The 22,904-nt window shown below is 65.4% G+C and carries 22 protein-coding genes; 9 read left to right on the top strand and 13 right to left on the bottom strand.

Going from position 1 to position 22,904, the window contains the following annotated elements; genetic code table 11:
* Positions 1-957 carry a pyridoxamine 5'-phosphate oxidase family protein gene (locus AC1DUB_RS22985; RefSeq protein WP_477731484.1) on the bottom strand — a complete coding sequence of 319 codons (957 nt, stop codon included), beginning with the start codon at positions 955-957 and terminating at the stop codon, positions 1-3.
* Positions 954-1,631 (bottom strand): glutathione S-transferase family protein, encoded by a 678-nt coding sequence (locus tag AC1DUB_RS22980; protein WP_477731483.1) that lies wholly within the window; start codon positions 1,629-1,631, stop codon positions 954-956. The genes AC1DUB_RS22985 and AC1DUB_RS22980 overlap by 4 nt, the downstream gene beginning before the upstream one ends.
* 163 nt (positions 1,632-1,794) lie before the next feature.
* On the opposite strand from AC1DUB_RS22980, the gene AC1DUB_RS22975 reads away from it, so the two are divergent.
* From AC1DUB_RS22975 to AC1DUB_RS22965, 3 genes are all read left to right on the top strand, one after another.
* Positions 1,795-2,685 carry a LysR family transcriptional regulator gene (locus tag AC1DUB_RS22975; protein ID WP_477731482.1) on the top strand — a complete coding sequence of 297 codons (891 nt, stop codon included), beginning with the start codon at positions 1,795-1,797 and terminating at the stop codon, positions 2,683-2,685.
* A 22-nt stretch (positions 2,686-2,707) separates the two neighbouring features.
* The gene (gorA, locus tag AC1DUB_RS22970; protein ID WP_477731481.1) at positions 2,708-4,087 is read left to right on the top strand and encodes a glutathione-disulfide reductase; all 1,380 of its coding nucleotides are present in this window, start codon (positions 2,708-2,710) and stop codon (positions 4,085-4,087) included.
* A gap of 71 nt (positions 4,088-4,158) precedes the next feature.
* On the top strand, positions 4,159-5,658 hold the full coding sequence (locus AC1DUB_RS22965) for an AMP nucleosidase (protein WP_477731480.1): 1,500 nt from the start codon (positions 4,159-4,161) through the stop codon (positions 5,656-5,658).
* A gap of 5 nt (positions 5,659-5,663) precedes the next feature.
* Here the strand turns inward: AC1DUB_RS22965 and AC1DUB_RS22960 are convergent, their stop codons facing one another.
* The 5 genes from AC1DUB_RS22960 to AC1DUB_RS22940 form a co-directional block, all read right to left on the bottom strand.
* Complete coding sequence (locus tag AC1DUB_RS22960) at positions 5,664-6,857, bottom strand: MFS transporter (RefSeq protein ID WP_477731479.1); 1,194 nt, start codon at positions 6,855-6,857, stop codon at positions 5,664-5,666.
* A 38-nt stretch (positions 6,858-6,895) separates the two neighbouring features.
* Positions 6,896-8,056: a tricarballylate utilization 4Fe-4S protein TcuB gene (gene tcuB, locus AC1DUB_RS22955; RefSeq protein ID WP_477731478.1), complete on the bottom strand. Its 1,161-nt coding sequence runs from the start codon at positions 8,054-8,056 to the stop codon at positions 6,896-6,898.
* Complete coding sequence (gene tcuA / locus AC1DUB_RS22950; protein WP_477731477.1) at positions 8,043-9,449, bottom strand: FAD-dependent tricarballylate dehydrogenase TcuA; 1,407 nt, start codon at positions 9,447-9,449, stop codon at positions 8,043-8,045. Before tcuA ends, tcuB begins: the two co-directional genes overlap by 14 nt.
* 22 nt (positions 9,450-9,471) lie before the next feature.
* Complete coding sequence (locus AC1DUB_RS22945) at positions 9,472-10,464, bottom strand: Bug family tripartite tricarboxylate transporter substrate binding protein (RefSeq protein ID WP_477731476.1); 993 nt, start codon at positions 10,462-10,464, stop codon at positions 9,472-9,474.
* Positions 10,465-10,696: 232 nt separating this feature from the next.
* A complete protein-coding gene (locus AC1DUB_RS22940) occupies positions 10,697-11,629 on the bottom strand; it encodes a LysR family transcriptional regulator (protein ID WP_477731475.1) in 933 nt (310 codons plus the stop codon).
* 126 nt (positions 11,630-11,755) lie between these two features.
* Here AC1DUB_RS22940 and AC1DUB_RS22935 point away from each other — a divergent pair, with 126 nt between their 5' ends.
* Positions 11,756-11,953 (top strand): hypothetical protein, encoded by a 198-nt coding sequence (locus tag AC1DUB_RS22935; protein WP_477731474.1) that lies wholly within the window; start codon positions 11,756-11,758, stop codon positions 11,951-11,953.
* Positions 11,954-11,985: 32 nt separating this feature from the next.
* Here AC1DUB_RS22935 and AC1DUB_RS22930 read toward each other — a convergent pair whose 3' ends face one another.
* Both AC1DUB_RS22930 and purT read right to left on the bottom strand, forming a co-directional pair.
* Positions 11,986-13,080, bottom strand: a complete 1,095-nt coding sequence (locus AC1DUB_RS22930) for a mechanosensitive ion channel family protein (RefSeq protein ID WP_477731473.1) — start codon at positions 13,078-13,080, stop codon at positions 11,986-11,988.
* Between the two features lie 35 nt (positions 13,081-13,115).
* Entirely contained in the window at positions 13,116-14,324 is a 1,209-nt protein-coding gene (purT, locus tag AC1DUB_RS22925; protein WP_477731472.1) for a formate-dependent phosphoribosylglycinamide formyltransferase, read from the bottom strand.
* Positions 14,325-14,567: 243 nt separating this feature from the next.
* Here purT and AC1DUB_RS22920 point away from each other — a divergent pair, with 243 nt between their 5' ends.
* From AC1DUB_RS22920 to AC1DUB_RS22910, 3 genes are all read left to right on the top strand, one after another.
* Positions 14,568-15,395, top strand: coding sequence for a siderophore-interacting protein (locus tag AC1DUB_RS22920; protein ID WP_477731471.1), 828 nt, complete (start codon positions 14,568-14,570; stop codon positions 15,393-15,395).
* A gap of 251 nt (positions 15,396-15,646) precedes the next feature.
* Positions 15,647-16,591: an ATP-binding cassette domain-containing protein gene (locus AC1DUB_RS22915; RefSeq protein WP_477731470.1), complete on the top strand. Its 945-nt coding sequence runs from the start codon at positions 15,647-15,649 to the stop codon at positions 16,589-16,591.
* Positions 16,591-17,415 (top strand): ABC transporter permease, encoded by an 825-nt coding sequence (locus AC1DUB_RS22910; RefSeq protein ID WP_477731469.1) that lies wholly within the window; start codon positions 16,591-16,593, stop codon positions 17,413-17,415. Before AC1DUB_RS22915 ends, AC1DUB_RS22910 begins: the two co-directional genes overlap by 1 nt.
* A 28-nt stretch (positions 17,416-17,443) precedes the next feature.
* Here the strand turns inward: AC1DUB_RS22910 and AC1DUB_RS22905 are convergent, their stop codons facing one another.
* The gene (locus tag AC1DUB_RS22905; RefSeq protein ID WP_477731468.1) at positions 17,444-18,073 is read right to left on the bottom strand and encodes a LysE family translocator; all 630 of its coding nucleotides are present in this window, start codon (positions 18,071-18,073) and stop codon (positions 17,444-17,446) included.
* A 268-nt stretch (positions 18,074-18,341) separates the two neighbouring features.
* Here AC1DUB_RS22905 and AC1DUB_RS22900 point away from each other — a divergent pair, with 268 nt between their 5' ends.
* Positions 18,342-18,863: a hypothetical protein gene (locus AC1DUB_RS22900; protein ID WP_477731467.1), complete on the top strand. Its 522-nt coding sequence runs from the start codon at positions 18,342-18,344 to the stop codon at positions 18,861-18,863.
* Complete coding sequence (locus tag AC1DUB_RS22895; RefSeq protein WP_477731466.1) at positions 18,860-20,272, top strand: GAF domain-containing protein; 1,413 nt, start codon at positions 18,860-18,862, stop codon at positions 20,270-20,272. The genes AC1DUB_RS22900 and AC1DUB_RS22895 overlap by 4 nt, the downstream gene beginning before the upstream one ends.
* 55 nt (positions 20,273-20,327) lie before the next feature.
* Here the strand turns inward: AC1DUB_RS22895 and AC1DUB_RS22890 are convergent, their stop codons facing one another.
* The 3 genes from AC1DUB_RS22890 to pcaH form a co-directional block, all read right to left on the bottom strand.
* Positions 20,328-21,062 (bottom strand): hemerythrin domain-containing protein, encoded by a 735-nt coding sequence (locus tag AC1DUB_RS22890; RefSeq protein WP_477731465.1) that lies wholly within the window; start codon positions 21,060-21,062, stop codon positions 20,328-20,330.
* Between the two features lie 272 nt (positions 21,063-21,334).
* The gene (gene pcaG, locus AC1DUB_RS22885) at positions 21,335-21,925 is read right to left on the bottom strand and encodes a protocatechuate 3,4-dioxygenase subunit alpha (protein ID WP_477731464.1); all 591 of its coding nucleotides are present in this window, start codon (positions 21,923-21,925) and stop codon (positions 21,335-21,337) included.
* Positions 21,926-21,956: 31 nt separating this feature from the next.
* Positions 21,957-22,670 (bottom strand): protocatechuate 3,4-dioxygenase subunit beta, encoded by a 714-nt coding sequence (gene pcaH, locus AC1DUB_RS22880; protein WP_477731463.1) that lies wholly within the window; start codon positions 22,668-22,670, stop codon positions 21,957-21,959.
* Positions 22,671-22,904: the final 234 nt, after the last annotated feature.

Raw genomic sequence — 22,904 nt, 5'->3', positions numbered from 1 at the left:
TCACACCCAGGCGCCGGTGGCCTCCAGCACGGGTGACAACTCCGCCAGGCCCCAACGCAAGGGCAGCGAGGCCTCCACCCGCTTCATGGACTGCACCTTGAAACGCAGCAGGCGCTGGGCGCCTTCAAAGGCCGCAACTTCAGGGCCATCCCAGATGATGTCTGCCGTGACCGCCAGGTACAGCAGGTCACCGTTGTCAAAGTCAATGAACAGCAGGCCGGCACGCGGATTGACCGCAATATTGCCCAGCGTGTTGAAGAAGAAGTTGCCCATGAAATCCGGCACCGTGAGCGTGCCGTCGGCATCCACCCGCACAAAGCCGGGTTTGCCGCCGCGGTGCGACACATCCACGCCGCCGGCCCGCCCCGCGTCGTCACCGGCACCGTCACCCCTATAGGCCGTCGCGATGAAGAAGGTATCGGCCGCCGCGATCATGGCACGCGCCGCATCGTCGAGCCGGCCCGCCTGATGCACCACGGGTTGCGCACGCACACGGCCCAGGTCATACACCGGCTCGCGGGCCTGGATGTACTTGGGGCAGTTGCCAAAGCTCTGGCTCACCTGCACCGAAAAGCCCGCCGCGCCCAGGCCCTGCACCACGCCATTCATGCGGTTGCGCCGCCGCGTGTGCGGCTCCATGCCCAGCAGGCCGATGGCCACGCCTTCCGCCAGCGTGTCTTCCAGGGGGTCGGCCCGCAGGGGCTGCGCCTGCAGCACCAGCCGCTGTGGATCGGGCGAGTGAATGAAACCGGGTGGCGCCGCGAGCACCGAGGCCCAGGGCTGGCCGGATGCGTCTGCAGTGCCGGCAATCACCAAGGGCAGCTGCTCAAAAAACTCGCGGTGCTGATCGGGCATGAAGTCCCGGATGACGCGCGGGCCGAGCTGCGCCATCCGCTCCCGCACACCCACCCGGGCCTGCACCGCGCGCTCGCCCTCGTGAAACGCGGATTCGCTCATGCTGCCAGCCCGGCGGGCGTTTTGACCATGGGCACAAAGCGCGGCAGGGCTTCGATGCGGGCCAGCCAGGCGCGCAGCCTGGGGTAAGGCTCCAGCGAAACATTGCCCTCGGGCGCATGGGCGGTGTAGCTGTAGTTGGCAATATCGGCCAGCGTGGGCCTGTTGCCGGCGAGAAACGTGGACTGCCCGAGCTGCTGCTCCATCACGGCAAACAGGGCATGCGCGCGGTCTATGGCGGCGTCCGGGCTGTCGGGCCGCTTGAACAGCTGGATGACGCGTGCCGCGGCAGGCCCGAACGCCAGCTGACCGGCGGCGACCGACAACCAGCGCTGCACGGCGGCCGCAGCCACGGGCTCGATCGGCATCCAGGCGTCTGCGTCCTGCGCATAGCGCCGGGCGAGGTACACCAGGATGGCGTTGGAGTCGGCCAGGGTCACGTCGCCATCCTGAATCACGGGTACCTGACCGAAGGCATTCATGGCCAGGAATTCAGGTGTTTTATGGGCCTTGGCCGCCAGGTCAATCTCCACCCGCTCAAATGGCAGGCACAGCAGCGACAGGAACAGCTCCACCCGGTGGGCGTGGCCGGAAATGGCAACGCGGTAAAGCCTGATGGGCTGCGCCGGGAGCGCCTTGAGGCTTGCGTTGGGGGTGGAGGCGGCAACTGCGTTCATGCGGGTCTTTCAAGGGGTTGATGAAATGGAACAAGGAACAAGGGAACTGTGGATTCGAATACGATGGATTCTGTTTGATCCGTTAATTTGAATAAATAGCTCATATAGGATTTAACTAATCCCTAAATCGGATTAATTTCAAGCACGGGGTTACCATGGCGCCATGGACAAGCTCAGGGCCATGCAGGCCTTCATTCATATTGCCGAAGAAGGCAGCCTGACCGCTGCGGCCCGCGTCATGGAGTCGTCGCTGCCGGCCATGGTGCGCACGCTGGCCGGCTTCGAAGCGCAACTGGGCGTGCGCCTGTTCAACCGGACCACGCGACGCATTTCGCTGACCGAGGAAGGCCGGCGGCACCTGGAGAGTTGCCGGCAATTGCTGGCCGCGCTGGATGATGCGGAAGCAGCGCTCACGGCGGAGGCAGGCGAACCGACGGGCCACCTGACCATCACCGCGCCCGTGCTGTTCGGGCAAATGCATGTTGCCCCTGCCGTGACGCGCTTTGTGCAGCAATACGAAAAGATGCGCTGCTCCATGGTGTTGCTGGACCGCGTGGTCAACCTGCTGGAAGAAGGCATTGACGTGGGCATACGCATTGGCGAGCCCGAAGACTCCACGCTGGTCGCGCAGACTGTCGGCCACATCCGGCGCCTGGTGGTAGCCAGCCCCGCCTGGCTGCAGCGCCACGGCGTACCCCGGCATCCCAAAGACCTCCTGAAGGCCAACTGCGTGCGCGTGACCGAGCATGCCCTCACATGGGGGCCGTTCAATGACCAGGGCCGGCCACTGCGCCTGGCCGTCAGTGGTAATCTGGAGTTCAACCAGAATGCGCCGGCCGTTGCGGCTTGCGTGGCCGGCGCGGGCCTGGGCATGTTTCTGTCCTACCAGGTGGCGCCGTTTCTGCAAAGCAAACAACTGTGCACCGTGCTGGAGGATTTTGAGCCGGCGGTTCGCCCGATCAACGTGGTCTACCCACACGCCCGGCTGCTGCCCATGCGCACCCGGGTGTTCATCGAGTGGATCAAGAAGGAACTCAAGGACTTCCAGTCCTGAAGACAGAAAAAGGAAAAAGCGCATGCAAACTTTTGATTTTGACCTTTTCGTCATCGGCGGCGGCAGCGGCGGCGTGCGCTGCGCGCGCATGTCCGCGCAGCGCGGTGCCCGCGTAGCGCTGGCCGAAGTCGCCGCCATGGGCGGCACCTGCGTCAACGTCGGCTGTATCCCGAAAAAACTCTACAGCTACGCCGCCCATTACGGCGACAGTTTTGAAGAGTCGCTCGGGTTTGGCTGGGTCGGCGAGGCCCCCACCTTCGACTGGGACCTCCTCAAGGCCAACCGCGCCCGCGAGATTTCACGGCTCAACGGCGTCTATGTGCAGCTGCTCACGAGCGCCGACGTGACCATCATCGAGGGCTGGGCCCGCCTGCTGGATGCGCACACGGTGGAAGTCGACGGCAGGCGGTTCACGGCCAAAAACATCCTGGTCTCGACCGGCGGCACCCCCACCGTGCCCACAATCCCCGGCCGCGAGCATGTGGTGACATCCGACCAGATGTTCGACCTGAGCCCCTTCCCCAAGCGCCTGCTGGTGGTGGGCGGTGGCTACATCGCCTGCGAGTTTGCATCGATCTTCAACGGCCTGGGATCCCAGGTCACCCAGGTCCACCGCCGTGACAAGCTTCTGACGGGCTTTGACGACGACGTGCGCCGCTTCATTGCCGGGGAAATGAGCAAGACAGGCATCAACCTGCAACTGGGCACGCAAATAAGCACCATCACCAAAACTGACGACGGGCTGCAGGTTGAGGTGAAAGACCTGCAGGACAAGCCAGCCAGTTTCCTGGTGGACAGCGTGCTGTATGCCACCGGCCGCGCGCCCAATGCCAGCGGGATCGGGCTGGAGGCCGTGGGTGTGGCGGTGAACGAGGTGGGCGCGATCCAGGTGAATGCACACTACCAGACCTCGGTGCCCTCGATCTATGCGCTGGGGGACGTGACGGCGCGCCTGCAGCTGACGCCCGTGGCACTGGGCGAGGCGATGGTGGTGGTGGACCACCTGTTCGGCCCCACCGCCGGCAACACGCCGCGCAGCATGAGCTACAACTTCGTGCCCACCGCCGTGTTCACCCATCCCAATATCGGGACGGTCGGGTATTCGGAAGCCGACGCCCGCGAACAATTTGGTGCCATCCGGGTGTACCGCACCGACTTCAAGGCGCTCAGGCACACCCTGAGCGGCAGCACGGAGCGCACGCTGATGAAGCTGCTGGTCGACGACGCCACGGACCGCGTGGTGGGCCTGCACATGGTGGGACCGGACGCGGGCGAGATCGTGCAGGGCTTCGCCGTGGCCATGAAGGCGGGGGCCACCAAGGCCGTGTTTGACAGCACCATTGGCATCCACCCCACGGCCGCCGAAGAGTTTGTGACCATGCGGGAGCCGGTCAAGGCCTGAGAACAGGCTCTGAAGGCGCCCGCTCTGCGGGCGATAGCTCTATGATGGAATGAAATCAAGAATCCCCCGCCATGCCCTACCTGCCTCCCTTCATTGCCCCGACCCGCTACTCCGACCCCGCTGCCGCGCTGGCGCAGGTGTGTGCCATCTACGACCAGCAGATTGCGCACCTGCGCGATGCCATGCAGCGCTATGTCGCCGGAGAAACCCTGCCCGGCCATGTGCGCGCCTGCTACCCCTTTGTGCGCATACACACCGACACGGTGGCGCGCGCCATTCTGGAGACGCCGGACATCGCCCAGCTGAGCTATGGCTTTGTGGCCGGGCCCGGCCGCTTTGAAACCACGCTGACGCGGCCCGACCTCTATGGCGACTACTACCTCGAGCAGTTTCGCCTGCTGATGCAGAACCATTCGGTCGAGCTCGAAGTGGGCACCAGCACCCAGCCCATCCCGGTGCATTTTTCGTTTGCCGAGCATGACCACATCGAGGGCCACCTGAGCGTGAAGCGCCGCATGCTGATGCGCGACGTCTTCGACCTGCCCGACCTGAGCGCCATGGACGACGGCATTGCCAACGGCACCCACGAGCCGCGGCCGGGCGAGCCGCAGCCGCTCTCGCTCTTCACCGCCGCGCGCGTCGACTATTCGCTGCAGCGCCTGCGCCACTACACCGGCACTTCGCCCGAGTGGTTCCAGAACTTTGTGCTGTTCACCAACTACCAGTTCTACATCGACGAATTCGTGCGCCTGGGCCACGAAGCCATGGCCGACCCGGACAGCGAGTACATCGCGTTTATCGAACCCGGCAATGTGGTCACGCGGCGCGCCGGCATGCCGCCCATCACGGGCGACGAGCTGGGCATGGCGCCGCCGCGGCTGCCGCAAATGCCGGCGTACCACCTGCTGCGCGCCGACCGCACCGGCATCACCATGGTCAACATCGGCGTCGGCCCGGCCAACGCCAAGAACATCACCGACCACATCGCCGTGCTGCGGCCCCACGCCTGGATCATGCTCGGCCATTGCGCAGGCCTGCGCAACAGCCAGCAGCTGGGCGACTATGTGCTGGCGCACGGCTATGTGCGCGAAGACCATGTGCTCGACGAAGAGTTGCCGCTGTGGGTGCCTATCCCGGCGCTGGCCGAAATCCAGAAGGCCCTCGAGCAGGCCGTGGAACACGTGACCCACCTGCAGGGCCCGGACCTCAAACGCATCATGCGCACCGGCACGGTGGCCTCCACCGACAACCGCAACTGGGAACTGCTGCCCGGCAACCAGCCGCAGCGCCGCTTCAGCCAGAGCCGGGCCATTGCGCTCGACATGGAAAGCGCCACGATTGCCGCGAACGGTTTCCGCTTTCGCGTCCCCTATGGCACCCTGCTGTGCGTGAGCGACAAGCCGCTGCACGGCGAGATCAAGCTACCCGGCATGGCCAACCACTTTTACCGCGAGCGGGTTGACCAGCACCTGCGCATCGGCATCCGCGCGGTGGAGTTGCTGCGCCGCGAAGGCATCGACCAGCTGCACAGCCGCAAGCTCAGGAGCTTTGCCGAGGTGGCGTTTCAGTAAGCGGCTCAGGACGGCTGGCGGCGCAACAGGGGGCGCATGGCCAGCAGGCCCAGCACCGGCCCGACGCCCAGCCAGGGCAGCAGCGACGCCAGCGCATGGCGCTGTGTCAGACTGGTGAACAGCTCGATGCTAACGATGGAAATCGCAAAGCCTATGCTGTTGGTCAGCGTCAACACGCTGCCCACCGCCTGGCGCGGCGCATTGCTGGCGGTGAGCGCGGAAAACTGGGGCGAGTCGCCGGCCACGGTGATGCCCCATATCAGCAGCCACAGCGCGAACCATACGGCCGACGCGCCAATAAGCCAGGGCGCCAGCAGGCAGCACAGGCCGCTGACCGCCAGTTGCCCGCACGCGACCCGCGCACTGCCGATTTTTTGCGCAACCCATCCGCCACCCATGCAACCGATGGCACCGGCACCCACGACGCCAAACGCAGCCAGCGACAGCGCCGCGCCGTTGAGCCGGCTGGCCAGAATCAGGGGCACCAGCACCCACATGGTGTAGAGCTCCCACATGTGGCCGAAATAGCCCAGGACCGAGGATCGCACGCGCCAGTCGGTCCACAGCGTGGCCAACGCGCGCCATTCCAGCGTGCTGCGCCGCACCGGACCCGCAGGGGGCTCGGGCAACAGGCCGTACAACAGCACACCGCCGGTAGCGGCCAATGCGGCGACACCCAGCATGACGCTGGGCCAAGGCAATTCACCGCTCAGCCCACGCAGCGCATGGGCGCTGGCGGAGCCGAGCACCAGCGCGCCAATGAGCAGGCCCAGCGCCCCACCCAGACCCCGGGTGTACCACTGCGCGGCGATCTTCATCCCCACCGGATAAATGCCCGCCAGAAAAAACCCGGTCGCCGTTCGCCAGACCAGCAGGGCTGTGAACTCGCGCACCATCCACCAGGCACCCACGGTGCACAGGGCACCGGACAGTGAGCACACCAGAAAGACCCGCCGGGCCGGAAAGCGGTCGGCGACGGCCAGCACGGCAAAAACCAGCGTCCCCACAATAAAACCAAGTTGCAGCGACGAGGTCAGCGTGCCGACGGCGGATGCCGGCCATCCGAGTTCACGCTGCAGGTCCGGCATCACCGCATTGACGGCAAACCACAGCGAGGTTCCGGCAAACTGCGCCAGCACCAGCACGGGCAGCACATGACGGGGAACGGCATCGCTCATGGGCTGGACTATATCCCGCATCCCCCGTCCATCCAAACTGCTGCTTCGTTGACGGGCGCTCAGTCTTCGCTGAGCCGCAGCCCGGTCGGCAGGCGTTTTTCCGTCGTCCACTTCAGCAGGGCGGCGCAGCGGTACACCCCATGCGCAAATTTTCCGTACGGCAGGGTGGCAAACAGGGCCATCACCGCGCCGAGATGAACCGCCAGCAGCAGGGCCATGGCCGATGTATCGCGCCAGGCCAGCAAGGCCAGGCCGGTCAGGCTGGTCAGAAACAGCAGGGCGATGAAACCGCGGTCCATCGGTTTCTGCGCCGCATCGCCGTGCTGCGGGTGGCGCCGCAGGTTGAGCCACAACAAACCCGCCGGGCCCAGGAGCAGGCCCACGCCTCCCACCGTCCCCAGCAATACCGGCAGGCTGTTCAGCGCATAAGGCGCCTGCAGGCCCAGCAGGTAGTGGTAAAGCGTGGCCACGCAGGTGGCGGCAAAGCACAACATGAAACCGTAAAACGTGAGGTGGTGAAAGCGCCGGCGCCACAGCGTCCACGCGTCGCTGTCGTTGTTGCAGCCCTCGCCATGTCCGCCGTCGAGGTATTTCAGGCGCAGCGCATCCACGGTGGCCTCGACCGCGGCTTCCCCCGATGCGTCGCCTGGCGACACATCGCGCCAGAACTTGCGCACCCCCAAGCCCAGCGCCAGCGCAGCAAACAGGAAAATCGGCGCGAACATGGAGACCAGCAAGTTGTGCGGGAAGATCGCATAGAAATTTCCCGCCAACGGTGCGTGCAACAACGTGCCCTGCATCATCACGGCCAGCACCAGGAACAGCGCCAGTCCGGCGGCCAGCGCCAGGGCCAGCGTCAGGCCGTTGCGCTTGTACAGCGCGCCCAAGGCGGGCGGCCAGGCGTAGTCGGCATAGGTCTGGCCGCGCACCTGCGCCATGGCCTGCGGCACGTTGACGGCAAACTCGTGCGGCGGCGCGTACTGGCAGGCATGCAGGCAGGCGCCGCAGTTGTGGCAGAGGTTGGCCAGGTAATGGATGTCCGCCTTGCCAAACTCGAGCCGGCGCGTCATCGCCGGGAACACGGCGCAAAAACCTTCGCAGTAGCGGCAGGCATTGCAGATCTGCATTTGCCGGCCGACTTCGGCCTCAAAAGGGGTCAATAGCAGGTCACCGACCGCCAGCGCGCGCGCTTCGCGGGTCAGGGCTTCAAGCTGCTGCATGTTGCGCTCCGTGGTTCAGGGCCGCCCGGGCGGCCTGGGTGCCGGCAATCCGGCCAAACGCCGTACCGATGGTCATGCCGACGCCGGCGGTGTAGCCCTTGCCCAGCACGTTGCCCGCCATGATTTCACCCGCGGCAAACAGGTTGGGACTGGGCTGGCCGCCAAAATGCACGGCAGCCTGGTCATTGACCTTCATGCCCAGGTAGGTGAAGGTGATGCCGGGCTTGAGCGCATAGCCGTAAAACGGGGCCGTATCCAGGGGCCGGGCCCAATGGGTCTTGGCCGGGGACAAGCCTTCGGTATGGCAATCGTCGAGCACGGCATGATCGAAGCTGCCGACGCGGCAGGCCGTGTTGTAGTCATTCACCGTGCGCAAAAACGCCTGCACCTCCAGGCCCAGCTGGCGCGCCAGCTGCTCCAGCGAATCGGCTTTTTCGCCGGGGAACACCGGCGGCATGAAGCGGCCCACGGCCTTGGCATCGATCACCGAATAGGCCAGCTGCCCGGGCTGCATCGCCACCAGCCGGCCCCAGATGGCGTAGCGCTTGGGCCAGAAGTCCTCGCCCTCGTCGTAAAAACGCTGGGCGTGTTTGTTGACCACCACCCCCAGCGAAACACAGTCGACGCGGGTGCAAATGCCGCCGTCGTACAGCGGTGCACGCGCGTCAATGGCGACCGAGTGGCTTTGCGTCGGATCGCCAATGGTGTCCGCCCCCTGGGCCATCAGGTCGCGCAACAGCACGCCCTGGTTAAAGCGTGTGCCGCGGATGGCAAAGTTGTCGGCCGGCCACTCGCCCGCTTCATTCTGGCCCCAGGCTTCGCGCAGCCACTCGCGGTTGGACTCGAAGCCGCCGCTGGCCACCACGCAGGCCCGGGCCTCAATCCGCTCGGCGCCGCAGTGCGCGGCCACGAAGCGGCCATCACGCAGTTCCAGGCGATCGACGGGCGCGTCATAGCGGACCTGCACACCGAGGCGTTCGGCACTGCGGTAATAGGCGTTTATCAGCGCCTTGCCGCCGCCCATGAAAAAAGCATTGGTGCGCGACAGGTGCAGCGTGCCCGACAACGAAGGCTGAAAGCGCACCCCGTGCCGGCGCATCCAGTCGCGGCAGCGCGACGATTCGCGTATCGCCAGGCGCGCCAGCTGCTCATTGGTCTGCCCGCCCGTGACCTTGAGCAGGTCCTGCCAATACTCTTCTTCCGGGTAGGCGTCCGTCAGCACGTCCTGCGGCGACTCATGCATGCAGCGCAGGTTGCGCGTGTGGCTGGAATTGCCGCCACGCCACTCGCGCGGCGCCGACTCCAGCACCAGCACGCTGGCGCCGGCCTCCCGCGCCATCAAGGCGGCACACAGCGCGGCATTGCCACCGCCAATCACCAGGACATCCAGCATCTCTTGCGACTCCCTTTGACGTTTAATCGGCGTGGATGCCGGCGCGCTTGACGATGTCGCTCCAGATCTTCTGCTCGCTCGCGATAAACGCGGCAAATTCGCTGGACGGCCCGCCGCCGCCGACCGCATTGTCCGTGGCGAAGCGGGCGGTGACGGCCGAGGACTTGAGGGCCTTCAGCGACTCTTCCTGCAGATGCTTGACGACGTCCGCGGGCGTGCCGGCCGGCGCCAGGATGCCGTACCACTGCGAGGTCTCAAAGTTCTTGAAGCCCATCTCGGCCACGGTGGGCACATCGGGCAGCCCGGAAATGCGCTGCGCGGTGCCCACCGCGATGGCGCGCAACTTGCCGCTCTTGATGTGCGCGCTCAGGGCCGGCAGGCCGGCTGACGAAGCCTGGGTACGACCCGAAAGCAGATCGGTCAGCTGCGGGCCGGTGCCGCGGTAAGGAATGTGCGTGATGAACATGCCGGTGACCAGCTTCAGATACTCCATGGCCAGATGCCCGGCGCTGGCATTGCCGGCCGAGCCGTAGTTGAGCTGACCCGGGTTTTTCTTCACATAGGCGACAAATTCCTGGAAGTTTTTGGCCGGCACGTCCGGATGGATCACAAAGACATTGGGCACCTTGGCCAGCAGGGTCACCGGGATGAAATCCTTGTTCACGTCATAGGGCTGGTTTTTCAGCATGTAGGGGTTGACGGCGAGCGTGCCCACATGCCCGAGGATGATGGTGTGCCCGTCGGCCGGGGATTTGGCCACCTCCTGCATCGCCACCGTGCCCGCCCCGCCCGGCTTGTTTTCCACGTAGACGCTTTGCCCCAGCTGCTTGCTGAGCTCGGCGGCCACCGAGCGCGCGACGATTTCAGAAGTGCCTCCCGGCGCAAACGGCACCACAAAGCGAACCGGCCGGGACGGCCATGCCGACTGTCCCAGCGCATACGGCAAGGCCAGCGCCGAGGCGCCAAGGCCAGCGGCCTGCAACAGCGCACGCCGGGAAATGGAAGGGCTCATCATGACGGTCTCCTTGTAGTAATTGAAAGCTGAGCTGAAGCGCGGCGAACGGCGCCAGGAAATGACACCTGTGACACTCGATACATCTGAGGCACCCATGACGCCGGGAAGCCGGCGTTGATCACTCGACCGGTTTGTCAGCCACGCTGGAATTTAGCCCCAAAACATCGGCACGCCTAGCGGGTCGGCGGCATGGGGGTATCACCAATCGTGATGGCAATAACCTGAGATGGCCTCAGGCGGCCACCAGCCGGGCACCCAGCCAGCGGCCGGAGCGCACGGCCTCGATCGCGCAATCGGCCAACACCACACGCGCCGCCAGGGCGGCGGGCGACAGTTCGTCGTCCGACAGGCTGCACAGTGAATTGACGCGGCGCGCCAGGGGGTCGGAGATTTGCGCCAGATGAAAGCGCTGCGCCGCATCGGTGAACCGGCTCACCGCGGCCCAGGGCTGCAGCGTGCAGCCGAGGCCGCTGTCAACCGCATCCATCAGCATGGCCAATGAGTCGATTTCGGCCACCAGCGTGGGCTTGCATTTGGCCCGGGCAAAGGCGCTTTCGATCGTGCTGCGCAGGCCATGCGGACCGGTGGGCAATATCAGCGGCAAGCCCGCCAGCTGCGCCACACGGATGCGGTCGGCGGGTTGGCCCGCCAGCGTGCGGCGTGACCGGATCAGGAACAGCTTTTCCTCGAGCAGGGGCATCACGCTCCAGCGGCGCCCCGCCTGGGTGTTGAACAGCATGGCCAGGTCCAGCTGGCGGGCATTGAGCATGGCCGTCAGATGGCCCGACAGGCTTTCCACCATGTGCAGGCGCACATCGGGGTAGCGTTCACGCATGGCCCGGATCAGCGGCAGGCCCAGCACGGCTGCCGTGGTGGGGGCCATGCCCACGCTGACACTGCCCGACAGGCGCGACTGCTGCGCCGCACGCGCCGCCTGCTCGGCGTGGCGCAGCACCAGTTGCGCCTCGCGGAAAAACGCCATGCCGGCCTCGGTCGGGGTCACGCCCTTTGGGCTGCGCTGGAGCAAGCGGGTGGACAGCTCGCTCTCCAGCCGGCTGATCTGCTGGCTCAATGCCGATTGCACGAGGTCCATATCCAGCGCGGCGCGGCTGATGCTGCCCAGCTCGATCACCCGGACCAGGTAACGCAGTTGGCGCAGTTCCATGCAAAATCCTCCGGAGGGTTCAACCTAGAAACGGCAGTTGGATGCGTCTGAGTGCGCCGTGATCGGCGTGCCAGGCAAGGCGTGACAACGCAGTGGGCTACTGCCCACAAGGCGGAGCAACGCCGCATGGTGCGTCGAGCATGGTGCAATCGGACGCATAGCGCTGTCACCCAGAAGGTGAACGCGATCGAAGAGGGGAAAGTCAATGGGCATGCGGCTTTCCTGAAGTTTGTGAGCGGTCAACTGCTGTTTCTAGGTTCAACCATCACCTTTCGTGATGCCCATGATCATCGCACGCGCACCCTGCCTGCCCGCGTTGCCTGACTGCCTTGGGCTGCGGGCCCGCAGGCCTTGGCTCAGCTGGCCAGCCCGCCCGTCGCGTTCTGCCCGGGCTGCGGCGCTTGCGCCAACTCGGCCCGCATGCGGGGCAGGTATTGCGGGTACTCGCGCTGCATGAAATCCACCAGCGCCTCGCGCACCTTGCAGCGCAAATCCCAGTTCAGGCTGGAGTTGGCCGACGTGACCAGCAAGCGCAACTGCATGCTGTGCTCCCCCGCCTCCACCACCTGCAGCAGGCACAGCCGCTTGTCCCATTCAGGGGCCGCTTCGCAGGCCTGCAGTGCGGCGTGACGCAGCGGCTCCATCGGCATGCGGTAATCCACCCACAGCAGCACGGTGCCGATGATTTGCGCGCTGTTGCGCGTCCAGTTCTGGAAGGGATTTTCAATAAACCATTGCAGCGGAACGATCATGCGCCGCTCATCCCAGATCTTCAGCACCACATAGGCGCCGGTGATTTCTTCGACCCGCCCCCACTCGCCCTGGACGATGAGGACGTCGTCGATGCGGATGGGCTGCGCCAGCGCAATCTGCAAACCGGCAATCAGATTGCTGAAGACGGGGCGCGCGGCAATGCCGACCACCAGCCCCGCCACACCGGCCGAAGCCAGCAGGCTGGCCCCAAACTGGCGGGCACCGGGAAAGGTCATCAACATCAGGGCCAGCCCGGCCATCAGCACGACGAACATGAGGGTGCGCGCCAGCATGCGGGTTTGCGTGTGGATGCGGCGGGCGTTGAGGTTGTCAGCCACATCGACGGGGTGCAGGCCGATCACACCCAGCGCTGCCCCGCGTGCCGCGCGCATGCCCGCCCAGGTCAGGGTGGCCAGCAGCAACAGGCCATTGGCATGGCGTATTCCGCCAATCAGCGGGAAGGCATCGGGTGCGCTGTGCCACACGACCTGCAAGGCCATCAATGGCAGCAGGAACTGTGCAGGGGACCGGCATTGCTCCGCCACCTTGGCCAGCACCGGCATGGAACGCGTCACGCGCAGCACGATGGCGGCACCGATGCGGGCCGCCACCAGGGCCAGCACAACGCTGACACCGGCTGCCAACACGATGCGCAGCGACGAGTCGTCCATCCAGGCGACGAGCTCAGACAGGTTCATACCGCAGCCTCATACCGCAGCCCTGTCAACATGCATCAGCCCTTCGCCACCCGGGGCTTGACCCGGGACGCGGCCAGCTTGGCGTTGGCACGTGCCACCTCGACATCGACATCAAAGGCCAGCGCCACGCCCATGCGGCGCTTGACGAAACTCTCGGGCTTGCCGAACAGGCGGATGTCGGTGTTGGGTACACGCAGCGCTTCGGCCACGCCGTCAAACACAATGCCTTGGGCGTCCACGCCGCCGTAAATCACCGCGCTGGCGCCGGGACTCTTGAGCGCGGTGTTGACCGGCAGGCCCAGGATGGCGCGCGCATGCAACTCGAACTCGTTTTGCCATTGCGTGGCCATGGTGACCATGCCGGTGTCGTGGGGGCGCGGGCTGACTTCGCTGAACCACACCTCGTCGCCCTTGACGAACAGCTCGACGCCAAAGAGACCCTGACCGCCCAGGTTGTCGGTGATGGCTTTGGCGATGGCCCGGCTTTTTTGCAGGGCGGCCTCACGCATGGGGTGCGGCTGCCAGCTTTCCACATAGTCGCCACTGACCTGGATGTGGCCAATCGGTTCGCAAAAATGCGTTTCCACCTGGCCGTCAGCGCCGAGGGCGCGCACGGTGAGCTGCGTGATCTCGTAGTCAAAGTCGATGAAGCCCTCGACGATCACCCGGCCGTGGCTGACGCGGCCACCGGCCATGGCGTAGTCCCAGGCGGTTTTCACGTCAGTGGGGCCGGCGATTTTGCTCTGGCCCTTGCCCGAGGAGCTCATGACCGGCTTGACGATGCAGGGGTAGCCGATTTTGCTGTCGATGGCAGCCTGCAGCTCCTGCAGCGAATCGCAAAAGACATAGGGGCTGGTCGGCAGGCCCAGGGTCTCGGCGGCCAGCCGGCGTATGCCTTCGCGGTCCATGGTCAGGCGGGCGGCGCGGGCTGTCGGGATCACGCGCACCGTGCCGGCGGCTTCGAGTTCTTCGAGCATGGCCGTGGCGATGGCCTCGATCTCGGGCACGACCAGGTCGGGCTTTTCCTTTTCAATCAGCGCCTTGAGCTGAGCCGGGTCGCTCATGGTGATGGTGCGCGCATGGTGGGCAACCTGCTGGCCCGGCGCGTTCTCGTAACGGTCGGTGGCAATCGTTTCCACGCCCAGGCGCTGCAAGGCAATCAGCACCTCCTTGCCCAGCTCGCCCGAGCCGAGCAGCATGACTTTGGTGGCATGGGGGGACAAAGGGGTTCCGAAAGTGGTCATAAGCGCTGAAGGTAGAAGTGGGAGAAATGGGAGAAAAGGGGAACGGCGGCCGCAAGGCTGGGCGCCTGGGCACCGCTTGCGCTTACTTTACTGCACAAGCCATGCGGCCCCGGGTAGGACGCCGGCCCGCTTTGCCCCTGCAAAGCACCGGTCATTGCAATCAGATGATAATTATTCTCAATTGGAGCGTTTCTCCGTTTCTCCCTCAAGCAGCGCACGATGCGCCGCTCCTCTGAAAGACACATGTCCACCACACCCACTTCACCCTCCACCCCCGCCGCCGCCCCTGTATCCGAGGCCGCGCCGCGCAAGCGCCGGCCACCGCGCCGCGTGCAGGTCACCCGCGTGCAGACCCTGAGCCCGCTGATGCGCCGCATCACCTTGCAAGGCGCGGAGCTTGAAGGCTTTGAGATGGGCGACCCGGCCAGCTACATGAAGCTGATTTTTCCCGAGCCTGGGCAGACCGAGCCGGAGCGCCCACTGCCCGACGGCCCGAAGCCGAAGTCCATGCGCACTTACACGCCGCTGGCCGTGCGTGCGGACGTGCACGAAGTCGACGTGGACTTTGTGCTGCACGGCGACGGCCCCGCGTCCACCTGGGTCGCGCAGGCGCAGACGGGCCAGGTGCTGTTTTTGATGGGGCCCGGCCCCGGCTACAAACTCGCGCTGGACGCGCCCGTGCACGTGCTGATAGGCGATGACAGCGCCCTGCCCGCGTTTGAAACCATTCTGGCGAGCTTGCCCGCAAGCGCTCAGGCGAAGGTGCTGGTCGAAGTGGTCGATGCCGCCGAAGAGCGCCCGCTGCAGAGCGCCGCGAAAGTGGACGCACGCTGGGTGGCGCGCGGCGCCGACAACACCCAGGCCGGCCAGGCGCTGGAAGCCGCCTTGCGCAAAGCCGGCGCGCCCGCCGCGGATGCCCGCATCTACCTGGCCTGCGAAGCCGCCGCCATGCGCCGCATACGCCAGTTGCTCATCGAAGAACTTGGCGTGGAACGCAGCCGCATCGTGGGCCGCGGCTACTGGAAGCTGGGCACGGTCAATCACCCGGACCACGACTACGGCGAAGATTGAGCCCCCACGCTCCCCCACTTCGTGTGGGTCGCTGCCCCCCGAGGGGGCCGCCCGCCTGCGGTCTGGCAAAGCCAGTCCCGCGGCTCATGCTTGGTTCAAGAGTTCAGTGGCGTAACCCAGTAGGGTATTTCACCAGTGGGGGCCGCGGGTCCGGCTTTGCCGGCCCCAGGCGCCGCCCCCTTGAGGGGGGAACAGGCTACACGCAGTGAGCCTGGACGGGGGTGTGGTTATAGAGTGGGCACAATGGCCGCATGAGCAAGCCCCTGTTTGAAGTCGCCGGCCTGAGCAAGCATTACGGCGACACCATCGTCGTCAACCAGCTGTCTTTCAGCATCGCACCGGGCGAATGCCTGGGGGTCATAGGCCCCAACGGCGCCGGAAAGACCACCACCATACGCATGTGCCTGGGGCTGACCGCCCCCGATGCTGGCAGTGTTTCCTATTATTCCAATGGTCATGCGGCAGGCACGCTGCAGATGCCGCAGGACGCGCTGGCCATCAAGGCGCGCCTGGGCATCGTCAGCCAGTTCGACAGCCTGGACCCGGATTTCAGCTGCGCGGAAAACCTGCTGGTGTTCGGACGCTACTTCGGCCTCAAGGACGCGGTGATCCGGGAGCGGATTCCGCGGCTGCTGGAGTTTGCAGCGCTGACGCACAAGGCCAATGCCAAGCTCAGTGAACTCTCGGGCGGCATGAAGCGGCGCCTGAGCCTGGCGCGCGCGCTGGTCAATGACCCGCAGTTGCTGATGCTCGACGAGCCCACCACCGGCCTGGACCCGCAGGCCCGGCATTTGATGTGGGAGCGCCTGCAGCGGCTGGTTCAGCAGGGCAAATCAATTTTGCTGACGACCCACTTCATGGACGAAGCCGAACGCCTGTGCAACCGCCTGCTGGTGCTGGACCGCGGCAAGAAAATGACCGAAGGCACGCCGCGCGAACTGATTGCACAGAACCTGGAGCCCGACGTGGTGGAGGTCTACGGGGCAGGCGCGCTGGCGCTGGCCGATTCGCCCCTCAAAGCGCTGGCCGCGCGCACCGAAGTCAGCGGGGAGACGGTGTTCTTTTACACGCTGGATGCCAAGCGCCTGCTGAACGCGCTGACGGACTTTCCGCAGTTGCGCACGCTGCACCGCCCGGCCAATCTTGAGGACCTGTTCCTGAAGCTCACCGGCCGGCAAATCAGGGAGGAAGGCTGATGTCCGCGATTCCAAACACCCCAACGAAGGGACAGGCGCTGTTCAGGCCACCGCAAATCGGCCTGCGCTGGCTGCCCGTCTTCAGGCGCAACCTGCTGGTCTGGCGCAAGCTGGCCATTCCCAGCCTCGTCGGCAACATCGCCGAGCCGCTGATCACGCTGGTGGCCTTCGGCTACGGGCTGGGCGCGCTGGTCGGGCAGGTGCAGCTCAACGGCACGGCCATACCCTACATCCTGTTCCTGGCCAGCGGTTCGATTTGCATGAGTGCAATGAACGCCGCGTCGTTTGAGGCGCTGTATTCGGCGTTTTCGCGCATGCAGGTGCAGCGCACCTGGGACGGCATCATGAATGCACCGGTGCGGCTCGATGACGTGGTGTTTGCCGAAATGCTGTGGGCGGCCTTCAAGTCGCTGTTCACCACCACCATCATTCTGGTGGTGATGCTGGCGCTGGGCATCAGCCACAGCCCCATGCTGCTGCTGGCCTGGCCGCTACTCGGGCTGGTGGGCATTACCTTCTCCAGCATTGCGCTGATCTTCAACGCACTGGCCAAGGGCTATGACTTTTTCACCTACTACTTCACGCTGTTTCTCACGCCGACGATGTTCCTGAGCGGCGTGTTTTTTCCGCGCGACCAGTTGCCGGGCGTGATGCGGGTGATCTCGGACTGGCTGCCTTTGACGGCGGCGGTGGAGCTGGTGCGCCCGCTGTTTCTGGGCCAGTGGCCGGCGCAGGGACTGCAGCATCTGGCGCTGCTGGTGTTTTATGCGGCGGCGGGCTTCTGGATTGCGTTGGTGCTGACGCGCAAGCGGTTCCGGAATTAAGAGCCTGTTCACCAGGCCGCCTTGATGCCTACACCCTCGCCCTGGCCTCACGCCAGGTCGCCGCCAACAAACCCATCCCCAAGGCGCCCACGGCGACTGATGCAACCCGATTGGCCGTCATGCGCGTACGTGCATAGGCCGCCCGGACGCGAGGCCGCGAGAACAGGTAGGCCAGCAGCGTGTGCCAGCAAAGCGCATTGACCACAATCATCACCACGGCGCAAACCTGCAACAGTACGCTTGGCGCGGCGGGGAAAGACGCCGCAAACACGCTGCCGAAGAACAGCGCCGACTTGGGATTGGTGATGTTCGTGAGCAGCCCCAGACGAAATGCCGCAACCCGCGACACCGATGAAGCCCGCCCGTTCAGCTCTGGCCCCCGCGCACGCCACAACCGGCTGGCCACGTAGAGCAGATACAGCCCGCCGGCAATTTGAAGCGCAAGACGAAAACCCGGCCACGCCTGAAAGACAGCATTGATGCCCAGCACCGCGAAAGTCGCCCACGCACCCGCGCCCAACGTCACGCCCAGGGCGGCAAATGCCGCACTTCGGGTCCGGTCACCGGCCGCCAACTGGGACACCAGCAGCACATTGGCGCCGGGGCTGATCATGGCAGCCACATGAAGGAACCAGACGGTCATGAGGGTTGAAAGCATGGGTGAGCCTTTAAATGCGGGGTGGACTGGACGCATGTGATTATTGCCGGATCAGGCGTCCCGGGTTGGGCGAGGCATCCCCACAAGACCGTTCCGGCGCCGGTGTGTTGGACGGTGCGCTGGAAACTGAAGACGGGGAAGCAGAGCGAAAAGAACGAAAACCGCGTTCACCTCGTTTTTCCGGCTGACGCTGGTGCATGCCATGCCGGCGGAATACGTGGCCATTTTCACGTCGCGCTACAGAACCAGGACTTCTACAATCTGGCCCATGACCGCCGCCACGACCGACACCCCGGCACCGAAGCTGCCGACGGAGCTCCTCGCCATGATGGGCAAGGGCGTGTCCGTCATCGTGAGCGCCTGCGGCCTCGACATGCGACCCAGCATCATGCGCGCGGTGGGCTGCACGATTGCGCCCGGGGGGCAGAGCATCACGGTGTATTTGTCGCGGCAGCAGTCGCGGCAATTGATCCAGGACATTGCCAGCACCGGACGCATCGCCGTGGTGTTTTCCGAGCCGAGTTCGCACCGCACGGTCCAGGTCAAGGCCGCGGGTCCGCGCATCCGCTGCGCCGAAGCCTCGGACGAGCCGGCGCTGGAGTGCTATGTGGCGTCCATGGAAAGCGAAATCCAGCGGGTCGGTTACGCGCCGGTGTTCACCCGGGCCATGCTGGCGCGCCGGCTGGATGACCTGGTGGCCATCAGCTTTGAGCCGGCGCAGGCGTTTGACCAGACACCCGGCCCCCAAGCCGGTGCGCCGCTGCCCCATGGGCCCGGGAGCCCGCCATGAATGCGGCGCAACCAGCGCAGTTGTCACAGTTGACCCCGGAACCCTGCCTGGCGGACATACGCCCCTGCCTGGAGGGCGCCATCCCGGCCGTCATGGCCACCTGCGCGCTGGACGGCACGCCCAATGTGGCCTATATCTCGCAGGTGTTTTATGTGAGCGAGCGCCACGTGGCGCTGTCTTTCCAGTTTTTCAACAAGACGCGCAAAAACATCCTGGCCAATCCGTACGCCACGGTGCTGGTGTTGCACCCGGTCACGGCGGCGTTTTTCCGCATGCACATCCGCTACCTGCACACCGAAACCGAAGGTCCGGTATTTGAAGGCATGAAGGCCCAGCTGGCCGGCATCGCGTCGCACAGCGGCATGGCGGGCGTGTTCAGGCTGCAGGGCTCGGACATCTACGAAGTGCAGGCGATCGAGTGCATTGCCGGCGAGCCCCTGCCCGCCGCCCCACCGCGCGCCAGCATGCTGACGGGGCTGCGCCGCGGCAGCGAGCGGCTGTCGCGCTGCACCGGGCTGGGGGAGCTGCTCAATGCCGCGCTGGCGACACTGACCGACTTTGTGGGCATTCAGCATGCGATGGTGCTAATGCTGGACGCGACCACCCAGCGGCTCTACACCGTGGCCAGCTGCGGCTATGCCACATCGGGTGTGGGCTCGGAAATTGAAATGGGCCAGGGCGTGATTGGCGTGGCCGCGCGCGAGCGCACCCCGGTTCGCATCGTGCACATGAGCAACGCTTACGCCTACAACCGGGCCATCAAAACCAGCCTGGGCGCCAGCGCGCCCGAGCTGATGCTGGAGACCGACATTCCCTACCCGGGCCTGGCCGAGCCGCACAGCCAGGTGGCGGTGCCCATCGTCTCTGTCGGCCGGCTGCTGGGCGTGCTGTTTGCCGAGAGCCCGAACGACCTGCAGTTTGGCTTTGAGGAGGAAGACGCGCTGGTCGCGCTGGCCGGCCATCTGGGGGCGGCCATCGACCTGATGCAGGCCGGCCCGGAGGCCGCCGAGTTGGCGGACGCCGCGCCGCCAGCGGCAGCAGCGAACAGGCAGGCTGAAGGCCCCGGCGCCCAAGCGGGTGGCGCGGCCCTGCAGCTGCGGCGCTTCCAGAGCAACGACAGCGTGTTTGTGAACGACAGCTACCTGATCAAGGGCGTGGCGGGCGCGATCTTCTGGAAGCTGGTGACCGACCATGTCCGGCAAGGCCGGACCGAGTTTTCCAACCGCGAGTTGCGGCTGGACCCGGCCATTCACCTGCCCGACGTGACCGACAACCTCGAAGCGCGCCTGTTGCTGCTGCAGCGCCGCCTGGCGGAGCACGGCCCGCACATCCGCATCGAGAAAACCGGGCGCGGCCGCTTCAGGCTGGCGGTGCAGCGCCCGCTGGTGCTGGCAGAGGTGGCGGCCTGAGCCTGCCGCCCTCTCCCCATCCTGCAGCCCTTTCGCCAGCGCTTCAGGGCCGCCTTCAGGCCTGAACCAGCCCCGGCACGGCCGGCAGGCCGAGGCCGCGGGTGAGCTTGGCCCACTCCCGGTCGCTCAGGTGCGGCCTGACGGTGTCCAGTGCCGCGGCAAAAGCCGGCGCCGGGGCGTGCGCCCGCATGTCGGCCATCATGGCGATGCGCTCGGCCGGATTCATGAAGGGCACCAGCCAGCGCACGACGTACATCATTTCCTGCGGCGGGATGGAGGCGACCAGGGCGGCGTGAAGCTCTGCCAGCTCGGCGTCGGTGTAGCGCGACCAGAGCACGGCGTTATGGGCCGTTTCCTCCACATGCATGTGCTGGAAGTTGCTGGCAATGAACAGCGCCAGTTGCCGGTACAGCTCCAGCGTCGCGCTGGCGCGCTGCTTCGCCTCCAACTTGAGCAGGGCGCAGGCCAGGCCGCTCAGCTCGCCAATGTGCCGTTCATGCTCCTCGTGCTCATGGGCGATGGCCTCGCTGGCACCGGGGGCGCGCGCCTCCATGGCCGCGTGAATGAAGTCGTTCTCGTGCTGGAGGTGCGAGGCGCAAAAATCCAGCAGTTCCATCACGCGCTGGCTGGCCTGGGCCAGCTCCAGCGCATCGTCGGTGTCCGTGCGGCCCAGCGCCAGCAGGGTGTCGGCCATCAGTGCGCGCAAGGCCTTGTGAATGCCGGCATACAGGTCCAGGCGCGGCGCATCCTGCGCGGAGACCTGTTGCATTTCCTGGGGGGTGATGTTCATGGGGCTTTTCTTTCTCAGGCGACCGCCTGCTTGGAGGCTCCCCGGCGTAGCGCCACGCGCCAGCAGTACCGAAAAACCATGCCAAAGTCTAGAAAGATGCGCCTGCGGGTATTGCTAAAAAATGCCTACGGCAACCCTAAAAAAACCTTAAGCCGCCTCAGGTAAAGGCAGATGCAGAGGCAGAGGCAGCAGGGGCGGCGCTGCGCTCGCCAGTGTTCCCGTTGGCTCCCGCCGCCAGCCGCGTCCCGGCACCGCCCTTTCAAAACGCTCCGTCAAAGATCGAAGAACACCGTTTCCTTCTCACCCTGCATGTGGATGTCAAAGCGGTACACCGGCCCGGCGCCGGTCATCTCGCGCCGGGCAATCAGCGTGGCGCGCCGCTCGGCGGGCACGCTATTCAACACGGCGTCCTGGCTGTTGGCGGCGGCTTCATCGTCAAAATAAATGCGGCTGAAGGTGTGCACCAGCAGGCCGCGCATGGTGACGCAGACGTTGATGAACGGCGCCTGCCCGGCGGCGGCAGCACCGGGCTTCACGGTGTCAAAGGCAAAGTGGTTGTCCGGCAGGGTGCCGGTGCCGCAGCGGCCAAAACCGGTGAAGCCTTTGGCCTGGGCATCGGCCACTGACGTGACGGGCTGGCCGCTGGCGTCGGGCTGGCTGATTTCGACCATGGCGTCGAGGACGCTCTGGCCTGCGCCGTCGAAGACCTGGCCGGTGATGCGGATGTGTTCGCCCTGCGCGTTTGGCTGGGCCAGCACCGGGGTGAACAGGCTTTTGAGGTCGTAACCGTATTGCGTGGGCGTGAGGCCGTAGGCAAAGAAGGGGCCGACGGTTTGCGAGGGGGTTTGTTTGAGTTGGCTCATGTCGTGTTCCTGCTGTTCCTGCTGTACCTGCTTATTCGAAACGGGTGGCCCGGGGGCCGCGCAGCACGATGTCAAACACATAGCCCAGCGCAAAGTCGGGCTGGGTGACGTCGAGACTGAATTTGGCCACCATCAGTTCGCGCGAGTCGGCCGGCACGCCCTGGTACATCGGGTCGTAGGCAAACAGCGGGTCGCCCGGAAAATACATCTGCGTCACCAGGCGGCTGGCGAAGTAGTCGCCGAACAGCGAGAAGTGGATGTGTTGCGGCCGCCAGGCGTTGGGGTGGTTGCCCCAGGGGTAGGCGCCGGGCTTGATGGTCATGAAGGTGTAGCGGCCGTCGCCGTCGGTCATGCAGCGGCCGGCACCCAGGAAGTTGGGGTCCAGCGGCGCGTTGTGCTGGTCCACCTTGTGCACGTAGCGGCCGGCGGCATTGGCCTGCCAGACTTCGACCAGCGTGTTGCGCACGGGGCGGCCGTCTTCGTCCATGACGCGGCCGGTGACAATGATGCGTTCACCCAGCGGCTCGCCGTTTTTCACCGCATTTTTGGTCAGGTCATGGTCGAGCGGGCCGAGCTGATCGCTGCCGTAGACCGGCGCATTGAGCTGGGCCAGCGCCTGCTTGATGGGCACCAGCGGCTGCTTCGGGCCGCGCAGCAGGGTTGATTTGTAGTACGGGTAAATATGGGATGGGTGGGCGGCCCAGTCGCGCGGGGCGAGATAGCTGGTTTGAAGGTCGCTGCTCATGGGGTCTCCTTATATCTTTCAAATAGTTCAAACTTCAGTGGTCAGGACATGGTTGAGAGTCTTGATTGCTGAACCGGTTGACTCACCGCTGTGCAGCCTGTGTCTCCTGCGAGCCCGAGCTCGAATGACAGCCCAGGGCGCACGGTGGTGGTCTCTTTGTTCTGCTGCATCCCGAATGGTTGACCGAACACATTTCGTATTCATAAGGCTGGGAGCCGGAGAACTGCTATGCTA

The sequence above is a fragment of the Polaromonas sp. P4_F9 genome (assembly GCF_056401235.1).
This window is presented reverse-complemented; position numbering and strand designations above follow the sequence as displayed.

What these genes read in the sequence shown, in the direction of transcription:
- pcaH (WP_477731463.1), bottom strand. Translation starts at nt 22,670, where the DNA reads ATGAGCAGCGACCTTCAAACCAGCTATCTCGCCCCGCGCGACTGGGCC.
- AC1DUB_RS22930 (WP_477731473.1), bottom strand. Translation starts at nt 13,080, where the DNA reads ATGAACCTGTCTGAGCTCGTCGCCTGGATGGACGACTCGTCGCTGCGC.
- AC1DUB_RS22935 (WP_477731474.1), top strand. Translation starts at nt 11,756, where the DNA reads ATGGTGCGTCGAGCATGGTGCAATCGGACGCATAGCGCTGTCACCCAG.
- AC1DUB_RS22975 (WP_477731482.1), top strand. Translation starts at nt 1,795, where the DNA reads ATGGACAAGCTCAGGGCCATGCAGGCCTTCATTCATATTGCCGAAGAA.
- AC1DUB_RS22900 (WP_477731467.1), top strand. Translation starts at nt 18,342, where the DNA reads ATGACCGCCGCCACGACCGACACCCCGGCACCGAAGCTGCCGACGGAG.
- AC1DUB_RS22915 (WP_477731470.1), top strand. Translation starts at nt 15,647, where the DNA reads ATGAGCAAGCCCCTGTTTGAAGTCGCCGGCCTGAGCAAGCATTACGGC.
- AC1DUB_RS22960 (WP_477731479.1), bottom strand. Translation starts at nt 6,857, where the DNA reads ATGCGGGATATAGTCCAGCCCATGAGCGATGCCGTTCCCCGTCATGTG.
- AC1DUB_RS22940 (WP_477731475.1), bottom strand. Translation starts at nt 11,629, where the DNA reads ATGGAACTGCGCCAACTGCGTTACCTGGTCCGGGTGATCGAGCTGGGC.
- AC1DUB_RS22980 (WP_477731483.1), bottom strand. Translation starts at nt 1,631, where the DNA reads ATGAACGCAGTTGCCGCCTCCACCCCCAACGCAAGCCTCAAGGCGCTC.
- purT (WP_477731472.1), bottom strand. Translation starts at nt 14,324, where the DNA reads ATGACCACTTTCGGAACCCCTTTGTCCCCCCATGCCACCAAAGTCATG.
- AC1DUB_RS22965 (WP_477731480.1), top strand. Translation starts at nt 4,159, where the DNA reads ATGCCCTACCTGCCTCCCTTCATTGCCCCGACCCGCTACTCCGACCCC.
- AC1DUB_RS22920 (WP_477731471.1), top strand. Translation starts at nt 14,568, where the DNA reads ATGTCCACCACACCCACTTCACCCTCCACCCCCGCCGCCGCCCCTGTA.
- gorA (WP_477731481.1), top strand. Translation starts at nt 2,708, where the DNA reads ATGCAAACTTTTGATTTTGACCTTTTCGTCATCGGCGGCGGCAGCGGC.
- pcaG (WP_477731464.1), bottom strand. Translation starts at nt 21,925, where the DNA reads ATGAGCCAACTCAAACAAACCCCCTCGCAAACCGTCGGCCCCTTCTTT.
- AC1DUB_RS22905 (WP_477731468.1), bottom strand. Translation starts at nt 18,073, where the DNA reads ATGCTTTCAACCCTCATGACCGTCTGGTTCCTTCATGTGGCTGCCATG.
- AC1DUB_RS22910 (WP_477731469.1), top strand. Translation starts at nt 16,591, where the DNA reads ATGTCCGCGATTCCAAACACCCCAACGAAGGGACAGGCGCTGTTCAGG.
- tcuA (WP_477731477.1), bottom strand. Translation starts at nt 9,449, where the DNA reads ATGCTGGATGTCCTGGTGATTGGCGGTGGCAATGCCGCGCTGTGTGCC.
- AC1DUB_RS22985 (WP_477731484.1), bottom strand. Translation starts at nt 957, where the DNA reads ATGAGCGAATCCGCGTTTCACGAGGGCGAGCGCGCGGTGCAGGCCCGG.
- tcuB (WP_477731478.1), bottom strand. Translation starts at nt 8,056, where the DNA reads ATGCAGCAGCTTGAAGCCCTGACCCGCGAAGCGCGCGCGCTGGCGGTC.
- AC1DUB_RS22890 (WP_477731465.1), bottom strand. Translation starts at nt 21,062, where the DNA reads ATGAACATCACCCCCCAGGAAATGCAACAGGTCTCCGCGCAGGATGCG.
- AC1DUB_RS22945 (WP_477731476.1), bottom strand. Translation starts at nt 10,464, where the DNA reads ATGATGAGCCCTTCCATTTCCCGGCGTGCGCTGTTGCAGGCCGCTGGC.
- AC1DUB_RS22895 (WP_477731466.1), top strand. Translation starts at nt 18,860, where the DNA reads ATGAATGCGGCGCAACCAGCGCAGTTGTCACAGTTGACCCCGGAACCC.